Annotated in this window: 3 protein-coding genes; 2 read left to right on the top strand and 1 reads right to left on the bottom strand. The window is 66.5% G+C overall.

The annotated features are described in order from the left end of the window. Both CH262_RS14235 and CH262_RS14230 read left to right on the top strand, forming a co-directional pair. Positions 1–3,602, top strand: a 3,602-nt coding sequence (locus CH262_RS14235) for a condensation domain-containing protein (protein WP_179275005.1), incomplete at its 5' end; no start/stop codon positions are given. Positions 3,603–3,713: 111 nt separating this feature from the next. After that, positions 3,714–9,572 carry an amino acid adenylation domain-containing protein gene (locus CH262_RS14230; protein WP_080732004.1) on the top strand — a complete coding sequence of 1,953 codons (5,859 nt, stop codon included), beginning with the start codon at positions 3,714–3,716 and terminating at the stop codon, positions 9,570–9,572. Positions 9,573–9,642: 70 nt separating this feature from the next. Here CH262_RS14230 and CH262_RS14225 read toward each other — a convergent pair whose 3' ends face one another. After that, positions 9,643–10,578, bottom strand: coding sequence for an esterase/lipase family protein (locus tag CH262_RS14225; protein WP_032365693.1), 936 nt, complete (start codon positions 10,576–10,578; stop codon positions 9,643–9,645). Between the last annotated feature and the right edge of the window lie 118 nt (positions 10,579–10,696).

Here is a 10,696-nt window from a genome sequence, read left to right as displayed (position 1 = left end):
GGTCGACCGGGCGACCCAAGGGCGTCGCGGTGCCGCACCGCGCGATCGTCAACGAGATGGCGTGGATGATCGACCAGTATTCGCTCGACGAGAACGACGTCTACCTGCAGAAGACGGCGACGACGTTCGACGTGTCACTGTGGGGCTTCTTCCTCCCACTCCAGGTCGGTGCGAGCGTCGTTCTCGCGACCCCCGACGGCCACCGCGACCCGGCGTACGTCGCGGAGCGCATCGCCCGGCACGGCGTCACCGTCACGGACTTCGTGCCGTCGATGCTCACGGTGTTCGCCGCGTACGCCACCGAGGAGCAGTGCCGGTCGTTGCGACACGTCTACGTGGTGGGTGAGGCACTGCCCCCGGAGACGGTGACGGACTTCCGTGCGATCACCTCTGCCGGGATCCACAACCTGTACGGCCCCACCGAAGCCGCAGTGAGTGTGACGTACTGGGAGACGTCTGCCGACGAGGGCGCGACCGTCCCGATCGGTGCACCGGAATGGAACACCCAGGCCTACGTTCTCGACGGCAGGCTGCATCCGGTTGCCGCAGGGACCGCGGGTGAGCTGTATCTGGCGGGAACGCAGCTCGCCGACGGATACCTCGGGCGCGTCGACCTGACGATGGACCGCTTCGTCGCGAACCCGTTCTCGGCTGCCGGCGAGCGCATGTATCGCACCGGAGACCTCGTCCGATGGCGATCGGGGCCGGGCGCTGCAGGAGTCCTGGAGTACATCGGCCGCACCGATTTCCAGGTCAAGTTCCGTGGCCAGCGGATCGAGCTCGGTGAGATCGAGACCGCACTGTTGGCCCATCCCGACGTCAACCAGGCCACGGCCGTGGTGGCGACCACCGGTGCCGGCGACCAGCTCGTCGGATACGTGGTGCCCGCGCCGGGTAGAACGCTGGACCCGGCCGAGGTACGCACCTTCGTCGGCGGCGCGCTGCCGAAGTACATGGTGCCGGCGACGGTGATGGTGCTCGCGGAATTCCCGCTGAACACCAGCGGCAAGCTGGATCGAAAGGCACTGCCGGAGCCGGTGTTCGAGGTTCGCGAGTTCCGTGCTCCCGCAACGCCGGTCGAGGAGATCGTGGCGGAGATCTACGCGGAGCTGCTCGGCGTGCAGCGGGTCGGGTCGGACGACGACTTCTTCGATCTTGGTGGTAACTCGCTGATCGCCACGCGAGTGGCGGCACGGGTGTCGGCTGCGCTCGGGAAGAAGGTCGGTGTCCGAGACCTGTTCGAGGCCTCGACGGTCTCGGCACTCGCCGCGCGTGCCGAATCACGCATCGACGACGCGAACGATATGCCGCTGCGTCGCCGACCGGCCGGACAGACCGTTCCGTTGTCGCTCGCGCAACAGCGCATGTGGGTACTGAACCGACTCGACCCCGAGTCCGGGGCCTACAACATGCCGCTGGCGCTCCGTCTGCGAGGCGAGCTGGATGTCGCGGCACTGCAGAGCGCCGTGTCCAGCACCGTGGAACGCCACGAGGCATTGCGCACGCGCTACCCGGAAGATGCGAACGGTTCGCCGTACCAGGAGTTCGTCGACGCCGGATCGGTCGTACCCGATCTGACTCCCATCGACGCGACCGACGACTCCGACACCGCCGAACGGATTCGCGCACTCGTCTACGAGGGCTTCGACGTCACCGTCGCACCCCCGGTCCGGGGAGCACTGTTCCGCTTCGGCCCGGACGAGTACGTCTTCGTCATCGTGATGCACCACATCAGCGGAGACGGCGCATCGATGGCACCACTGGCCCGTGACGTCATGACTGCGTACCTCGCTGCCGCGTCGGGAACCGACTACACGCCCGAACCGCTGACGGTGCAGTACGCGGACTTCGCGGTATGGCAGCGGCAGGTTCTGGGCTCGGACAGCGACCCCACGTCGATTCTGTCGCAGCAGTTGGCCTTCTGGGCGGACGAGCTCAGCGGGATCACCCCGGTCGTGTCGTTGCCGTGGGATCGGCCGCGAGCGGCTACCGCCAACCTGCGCGGAGCCAGTGTGAGTGTCGAGTTGGACGAGTCGGTACACACCGGGCTCGCGGCGATCGCCCGCGAGAACAACGCGACCCTGTTCATGGTGTTGCACGCCGTACTCGGGGTGCTGTTGTCGCGGATGAGTGGCTCCCGCAGCTTCGCCGTCGGCACGCCCATCGCCGGCCGCGGGCACGAGGCGCTCGACGGACTGGTGGGCATGTTCGTCAACACGTTGGCGCTGCGCACGGACGTGGACCCGGATGCGACGTTCGCAGAGCTGCTGACCGCCCTACGCGAGACCGACCTGCGGGCCTTCGCGAATTCGGACGTCCCGTTCGAGCGGGTCGTCGACACGATCGCACCGGACCGGAACGCCGGGTACACCCCGCTGTTCCAGACGGTTCTGTCGGTGGAGCCCCACGGCGAGGCGCGCTTCGAGCTGCCGAACCTGGTGGTCGAACCCGTCAGCGGCTTCGAGCCGACGGCGAAATTCGACCTGCAGGTCACGGTGGAGACCCAGCACGCCGACGGGAACAGCGGCACCGGAAACCTGAACGTCGAATGGGTGTATGCCGCCGATCTGTTCGACGAGTCCACGGTCGCGTCGCTGGCGGAACGATTCGCACGCATCGCCGGTGCAGTGGCGGCAACACCAGCGGTCGTCGTCGGCGACATCGACGTGCTCGACGCCGCCGAGCGGGCGGCACTGACCGAGACCCCGCAGACCGCTGACTCCACTGCGGCACCGGTTCGGTCGGACCTGACCTTGCCGCAGGTACTCACCTCGACGGTGGACGCAGATCCCGATGCGCCCGCGTTGTCGTCGGACGGTGTCGAGACCACCTACCGTCAGCTCGACGAGCAGTCCTCACGTATGGCTCGGGTACTGATCGAACGTGGCGTCCGAACCGGAGTCGTGGTCGGCGTCTTCGTCACCGACGCTGTTGCAGCAGTCGTGACGCGGTGGGCGGTGGCCAAGGCAGGCGGAGCCGTGGCTCCGGTCGCCCCGTCGAACTCCTCCGACGTTCTGGAGCGGGCAGGCGCATCCGTCCTCGTCCTGGACGGTGACGACGCGCCGAGCTGGGCCGGGTCCGTCACGACCATCAATCTCGGGCATCCGGACGTCGTCGACGCCATCGCCGCGAGTTCTGGGCGGCCGGTGACGTATTCGGACAGAACGGCGGTTCTGGGACCCGACAGCCCAGCGTTGGTCGTGGTCGACGACGGCACCGTGATCGACCACGGAACACTCGCAGCACTGGCGACGAGCGCAGTGGCGGAGTGGGCCGTGGCCTTCGATTCGCGGCTGGCCGTCCCCACCCGGTTCGATTCCGGTGCAGCAGTTCTGGCCGGTGTGGTCGCCGTGACGGCAGGTGCAGCCCTGGTGACCGATCGGGCGGAGTCCGCCGAGGACGCCGCCGATATCGTGTCCGCAGAATGGGTCACCCATGCGTTCCTTGCCACAGCAGACATCGCCGCGGTCGATCGACTGCAACCCGAGGACATCGAGGACCTCGTTGCGATCGTGTCGGTCGACGGTGACGGTGCCGAGATGAGCGGTGTCGACATTCCGGTGCATCGTCTGCCCGGGTCGATAGGAACCGCCGCCCGATAAGGTGAGGCGAACTGCAACGCTCGCCGCGTCGTGGACGATGAACGGTCGGATCGGCCGACGCGTCGTCCACGACCGAGCGCGGGGCAACACTGGTGAGGAGTCATAGTTCAGATGAGTTCGGATGGATCGACCGGCACACCGTCCGAGTCGGGCGGCCGAGTGGGTGGACGGTCGAGCCGCCCCAGGCCTACCCGTGCACGACCCACCCGACAGCGACCGGCCCGTACGGTCGCGCTACCGACTCTGCTCGCCGCGGCGGTGGAAAAGAACCCGGACGGTATAGCGGTGGAGTGCGGCACCCGGTCGCTCACCTATCGGGAGATCGACTCCCGGTCGTCCAGGCTGGCCCGGCTGCTCATCGAACGCGGGGTCGGCCCCGAGGATTTCGTGGCACTGGCACTGACCCGTTCGATCGAATCTGTCACGGCCGTGTGGGCCGTGGCGAAGACCGGTGCTGCATTCGTGCCCATCGACCCCAACTACCCGGCCGCCCGCATCACGCACATGGTGAACGACTCCGGCGTGCGAATGGGTGTCACTGCAACACAATTCGAAGAGGCGATGCCGACGTCCGTGTCGTGGATCAGTCTCGACTCGTCCGACACCGAAGGCGCACTCCAGGGGTTGTCCGACGATCCCGTCGTGGCGGACGATCGACGGGCACCGATTCGCCCGTCCACGCTCGCGTACGTCATTTACACCTCCGGCTCGACCGGTCTGCCGAAGGGCGTCGCCGTCTCCCACGCCGGGCTGGCACCGCTGACCTCCACTCAGGTCGAGATCTACGGGCTGGACTCCGATTCGCGCACACTGCATTTCGCGTCCCCCAGCTTCGATGCGTCCGTGCTGGAGCTACTGATGGCTGTGGGCGCAGGTTCGACGATGGTCATCGTCCCGCCCGGTGTCTACGGCGGTTCCGATCTGGGTGACATGCTCCGCCACCACCGCGTCAGCCATGCGTTCATCACCCCGGCGGCGCTGGCCTCACTCGATCCGGCGGAGGTGCCCGACATGCGAGTGCTCGCGATCGGCGGCGAGGCCTTCACCTCGGAACTGATGTCGAAGTGGGCACCGGGCAGACGTTTTCACAACGTCTACGGCCCCACCGAAGCGTCGATGGTGTGCAACATCTCGCCGCCCTTGAACGCGGGCGAAGCCGTGCTGCTCGGGCCGTCCACCAAGGACATGGGCTACCACGTGCTCGACGACCGGTTGCGGCAGGTGCCCGCCGGGGTGCCGGGGGAGTTGTATCTGACCGGTGCCGGCCTTGCGCGGGGTTACCATCGACGCTTCGCGCTGACCGCGGCGCGTTTCGTCGCCAATCCGTATGCAGCCGAAGGTAACTCGGAACAGAGCCGACTGTACCGCACCGGTGACCTGGTGCGCTGGCGGGAAGTGGCGTCCGGACGGGCCATCGAATACCTGGGCCGCAACGACTTTCAGGTCCAGATCCGAGGCTTCAGAATCGAACTCGGTGAAATCGACGCCGTTCTCACAGCGCAGGACGGGGTCGATTTCGCGGTGACCCTCGGTCACCGCAGTCCCACCGGCGCAACCGTTCTCGCAGCGTACGTACTGCCGGTGGCAGGGACGGACGTCGACCTGGACCGGGTGCTGGACGAGGCCGGGCGGAGTTTGCCTGCGCACATGGTGCCCTCGGTGATCACACGGATCGATTCGATCCCGCTGACTCCCACCGGCAAGCTGGACCGAGACGCACTGCCGGAACCGGTGTTCGAGGCCGCGGAGTTCCGGTCCCCGTCGACCCCTACCGAACATGTGGTGGCCGATATCTTCGTCGAGCTGCTCGGGGTCGAACGGGTCGGCCTGGACGACGACTTCTTCGCGCTCGGGGGTAACTCCCTGATCGCCACACAGCTTGCGGCTCGATTGGGTTCGGCTCTGGGCGTCCATGTTCCGGCGCGCTCGGTGTTCGAGTCCTCCACCGTCGAGGCCTTGGCGCAGGCCGCCGATTCGGCGGACGGTCCGGTTCGAGCTGCGCTGGACACGTCGAGGCAGCGGCCCGAGCGCATCCCGCTCTCGTCCGCACAGCAGCGCATGTGGTTTCTCAACCGCCTCGACACCGACTCCGCCCTCAACAACGTGCCGGTCGCTCTGTTGCTGCGCGGAGAACTCGATGTCGACGCGCTGCAGGCTGCCGTGGGGGACGTGGTCGGTCGACACGAATCGTTGCGCACCGTGTACCCGGAGATCGACGGTGTCGGGTATCAACAGGTGCGGGACGAGGCCGAGACGCACGTCGGGATGGACGTGGTCCGCATCGCTCGTGACGACGCGCTCGCTGCGGTCACACAGTTCTTCACCCGGGGATTCGACGTCACCGTCGAGATCCCGTTTCGTGTCCGGCTGTTCCACATCACCGACCCCGCCGGTGCAGCACCGGAGTACGTGCTGGCCTTCGTTGCCCACCACATCTCGGCGGACGGGCTCTCGATGGCCCCGCTGTCCCGCGACGTCATGACTGCGTACCTCGCGCGGCACGGCGGATCGGCACCGCAGTGGGCACCGCTGCCGGTCCAGTACGTCGACTACACACTCTGGCAACTCGACATGCTCGGCTCCGAATCGGACCCGAAGTCGGTGGCCCGCAAGCAGATCGACTATTGGCGTCGCACGCTCGACGGCCTCCCCGAGCAGTTGGATCTGCCCTCCGACCGCCCGCGCCCGTGGGTCGCATCGGGGCAGGGGGCGGTGACGGCGTTCGAGATCGACGCTGCACTGCACGCCCGCGTACTCGAGTGTGCACGCGCGCACGACGCCACCGCGTTCATGGTGGTGCACGCAGCGTTGGCGGTGCTGCTGGCCACGTTGTCCGGGACGTCCGACATCGCCGTGGGAGCACCTGTGGGTGGTCGCGGCGACGCACGGTTGGACGACCTGGTGGGCATGTTCGTCAACACGGTGGTCCTGCGAACAGAGATCGCTCGAGACGCCTCGTTCGGTGCGGTACTCGATGCCGTACGTACCTCCGACCTGGAGGCATTCGACAATGTGGACGTACCCTTCGAGCGTCTCGTCGAGGTACTCGATCCGGTGCGTTCACAAGGGCGGCATCCGCTGGTCCAGGTAGCGCTGTTCTTCCAGAACTTCTCCCAGGGATCGTTCGAGCTCCCCGATCTGGGCGTCGAGGCATTCGGGTCCGGGGCGGCGTCGGCAAAGTTCGATCTCCAGGTGACGCTCACCGAACTCAACGACGGCGCAGGTCTGGCCGGCGAGCTGATGTACGCGACGGATCTGTTCGACGAGTCGACGGTGGCGTCGTTCGGGCGACGGTTGGTGGCTGTACTCGAAGCGGTGACCGCGCGTCCGGATGTCGTGGTCGGTGATATCGACGTTCTCGATTCGGCCGAGCGTGAACGAATCATGGTGCGCGGCAACGGCGGCGAGGTGGCCATCGAATCCGCCGAGGTGTTGTTGGACGGCTTCGATCGCGTGGTGGCCGACACGCCCGACGCGGTTGCGGTGGTGTTCGGCGAACGGTCGCTGACGTATCGGGAATTCTCGGCTCGGGTGGACGCGACTGCGCAGCTGTTGCAGGCGCACGGTGCCGGGCCCGGTGTTCTGGTGGGGCTCGCGATGCGGCGGTCCGTCGAGTTGGTCGTCGGCATGTATGCGGTGCTGCGATCGGGCGCGGCGTACGTTCCGGTGGACCCGGATCAGCCGACCGAACGTAACGACTACATTCTCGACACGGCCGCCCCGGTGGTCGTGTTGTCCACGGCCAGAGATGGTTTCGTCACGGCGACCGCTGTTCCGGTCGTCGACATCACCGATCCACCGGAGCCGTCCGGGTCGGTGGTGTTTCCGCGCGCCGCCGGGGACGACCTGGCGTACGTGTTGTTCACTTCCGGGTCGACCGGTCGTCCGAAGGGCGTGGCGATCGAACACCGGGCCATCGTCAACCAGATGGCGTGGATGGCGCAGGAATACGGTCTCGATGCGTCGGATGTGTACCTGCAGAAGACGGCGACGACGTTCGATGTCTCGCTGTGGGGTTTCTTCCTGCCGCTGCGAACCGGCGGTCGGTTGATCGTGGCGGCCCCGGGCGCGCAGCGTGACGTCGAGGCGGTCGCCGCCGATATCGCGCGGCACGGGGTGACCGTGACGGACTTCGTGCCGTCGATGCTGACGGTGTTCGTCGAAGCGGTGTCGGCGCAGTCGATCTCGTCGCTGCGGCATGTTTTCGTCATCGGTGAGGCGCTGCCCGCGGGTACCGTCGATGCCTGGCGGGCAGTGTCGGATGCGCGGGTGCACAACCTGTACGGGCCTACCGAGGCGGCGGTCAGCGTCACTTATCGCGATGTCTCCGAGGACGGGGCGGGGTCCGGATCGGCGTCCATCGGTGTGCCCGAGTGGAACACCTCGGTGCACGTGCTGGATTCGCGTCTGCATCCGGTACCGGCGGGCGTTTCGGGGGAGTTGTACTTGGCGGGTGTGCAGTTGGCGCGGGGTTACGTTGCGCGGCCGGACCTGTCGGCGGAGCGGTTCGTGGCGAACCCGTTCGACGGCGTGGGGACGCGGATGTACCGGACCGGTGATCTGGTGCGGTGGTCGATGGATGCCGATCGGCTCGAGTACATCGGTCGCACCGATTTTCAGGTCAAGTTCCGTGGGCAGCGAATCGAGTTGGGAGAGATCGAGACTGCGCTGACGGCGCGGTCGTCGGTGAGTCAGGCTGTCGTCGTGGTGTCGCACTCGGCGGTCGGTGAGTCGTTGGTGGCGTACCTGGTTCCTACTCCCGGTACCGACATCGATGTCGAGCTCGTTCGGGCGGAGGCAATTTCTGCGCTGCCGTCCTACATGGTTCCGTCGGCCTTCGTGGTGCTCGACGCTCTACCGCTCAACGCTGCGGGAAAGCTGGATCGTCGGGCGCTGCCGAGTCCGGAGTTCGAGACCCGCGAGTTCAGGTCGCCGCAGACACCGGTGGAGGAAGCTGTTGCCGGTGTGTTCGCGGACGTTCTGGGAGTCGAACGCGTGGGACTCGACGACGACTTCTTCTCGCTCGGCGGCAACTCGCTGCTGGCCGTCAAGTTGGTCTCCGCGCTGAAGGGGGCCCTCGGTGGTCGGCCTGTTCCTCTGAACTGGTTGTTCGTGGACGCGTCCGTTGCCTCCCTTGCGGCACGGATCACTGCTGCCACGGCATCGGGAGTCGACGGAGCGGAAGCAAGCGGGCTCGAGGTCCTGATACCTCTACGGGTAGGTGGTTCTTCGGCCCCGCTGTTCTGTATCCACCCCATCGTGGGTCTGTCCTGGGCCTTCGGTGCCCTGGCGTCACACATCGGCGACGACCGTCCGATCTACGGATTGCAGTCGCCCGCGCTGTCCGGTGCAGAACCTGTGCCGCAGTCGATAGAACAGTGGGCTGCGGTATTCGTGGACAAAATTCGCGCCGTGCAACCGTCGGGCCCGTATCACTTGCTGGGGTGGTCCATGGGCGGACTGATCGCGCATGCGATGGCCGTGCAACTGCAACGTGAGGGCCACGAGGTCTCGACGTTGGCCATGATGGACTCGTTCGTTGCGGGTGGGTCGGACCACCTCGTCGACAGACCGGTATCGGCGGACGAGATTCTCGGCGGGCTGGGTATCGGTGCGGACGACCACCTCGAGCTCGGTGAACTCACGGTCGACTCCGTGGCCGAACTGTTGAAGTCGATGCCGGCGCCTTTCGACTCGATTTCCCGCGAACGGGTCGCCGGGATACTCGACGGGATCGCACAATCGGCAGAGCTCATCGAAACCTATGTGCCACAGACCTTCACAGGACGGGCGCTGCTGTTCGCATCGGTCACCGACGATCCCACGGGCAACGTGGCGGCGGCGACGTGGCGCGGTGCGCTGAGCGAGGGCATGACGGTCGTCCCGGTCCATTCGACCCACTGGCAGATGGCGTCGTCGCCGGCATCGACCGAGATCGGGCCTGTGCTGGACGCGGAATTGCACCGGTAGTCCGTTCGGCAACGACGAAGGCCTCACGACATCGTGTCGTGAGGCCTTCGTCGTTGCGTGTGGAGAATGTTCAGCAGGGTGCGGGCGTGGTGGTTGCGTAATCGGGATCGAGTGCGGTCTTCACCATGTACAGGGGAGCGGGATCGGCGACGAGACCGACGTGGGACGTCGTCGCCGTGGGGCACACGTCCTGAACCCAGACGTTGTGCACCATCGCAGGGTCGCCGGACTTGAGGAAGGTGTTCGCGGGCGGTGTCGAGACAGTGTCGTTGCGCGTGGCGATGACGGTGTACTCGACCCCTGGTTCGACGTCTCCGCCTTCGTTCAAGCTCGTCAGCGTCGTCGAACCGACGAGTTGCTGGGCACCCGCCATGTTGTATGTCAGGGGGGTGAGTGCGTCGCCGGGCAGGCCGAGAGAGGTGAGCAGTTCGGAGAGCTGCTGCAAACCACCGAAGGTCGTGCCGTGGTTGGTGGCACCCAGTGTGACCAGTGTGTGCACCTTGTTGCGGGCGGGATCCTGCGCATCGGTGCCGCCATCGAACTTCATGTACTGCCGAGTGGCGGTGCCACCCTGCGAATGGCCGACCATGTCGACTTGCTCGGCACCGGTCGCCGCGAGTACTTCGTCGACGAAACGGCCGATCTGACGGCCCGACTCAGCGATGTCGCCGGAGCCCCAGATGGTCGTGCCCGGGTCGAGCAGCAGCGATACTCCGCCGTAGTTGGGTGCGAAGACGCAATAGCCCTCGCTCTTCAGCTGCGGTGCCAGGATCTTCCACGTGGACGCATCCATCTTGGTTCCGTGGACGAGCACGACCGGACGGGGATGGGCCGCGCTGGGAACACAGCCGAAGTCGTTGGCACCCTCGAGCGTAGGCGTGGCGGAAACCGAGGTGCCGGTGGGCGAGGGTGCAGCGACCGCTGTGCCCGTCCCGGTGAAGGACAGGGCACCGGCCACCGCGACAGCAATCGCCGTGGGCAACACTCTCGTGAACTTCTTCGGCATGGCCTCTATCTCGTCCGGGGCGTGGGAATCCGCCGCTGTCACCTGCATCTGCGTCACCGACCGTAACAGCCGGACACACAGGCGTAACAGGCGTGCAGGTCAAGGGTGCCGGTCGGGC

It is taken from the genome of Rhodococcus sp. 05-2255-1e, assembly GCF_002259025.1.
GTDB lineage: Bacteria > Actinomycetota > Actinomycetes > Mycobacteriales > Mycobacteriaceae > Rhodococcoides > Rhodococcoides fascians.
Note: the sequence above shows the minus strand (reverse complement) of the source record. Positions and strands in the feature narration are given on the sequence as shown.